The organism is Psychroserpens mesophilus, from assembly GCF_050617655.1.
GTDB classification, from domain to species: Bacteria; Bacteroidota; Bacteroidia; order Flavobacteriales; family Flavobacteriaceae; genus Psychroserpens; species Psychroserpens mesophilus_A.
This window is the reverse complement of sequence record NZ_JBODQC010000146.1, coordinates 1-276: the sequence shown is the minus strand read 5'-3', so window position 1 is coordinate 276 and position 276 is coordinate 1. Positions and strand designations below refer to the sequence as shown.

The 276-nt window shown below is 57.2% G+C and carries 1 protein-coding gene; it reads left to right on the top strand.

Features of this window, described 5'->3' with window-relative positions:
* A partial coding sequence (locus ACRHNM_RS16695; protein ID WP_431137748.1) for a redoxin domain-containing protein occupies nt 1–276 on the top strand: 276 nt, incomplete at both ends.

Sequence of the window (276 nt, the reverse complement as noted above, 5' to 3'; positions counted from 1 at the left end):
ACCACTGCCCGTTCGTAAAGCACGTCAACAGCGAATTGGTCCGGCTGGCCAACCAGTACATGCCCAAAGGGATCTCGTTTATCGCCATATCCAGCAACGATGTGGAGAACTACCCGGACGACAGCCCGGAAAAAATGAAGGAAAATGCCCGGCTCCAGGGGTATCCGTTCCCTTACCTCTACGACGCCTCCCAGGAAGTTGCCCGCAGCTACCAGGCAGCCTGCACCCCGGACTTTTACCTGTTCGACGACAAACTCGACCTGGTCTATCGGGGGC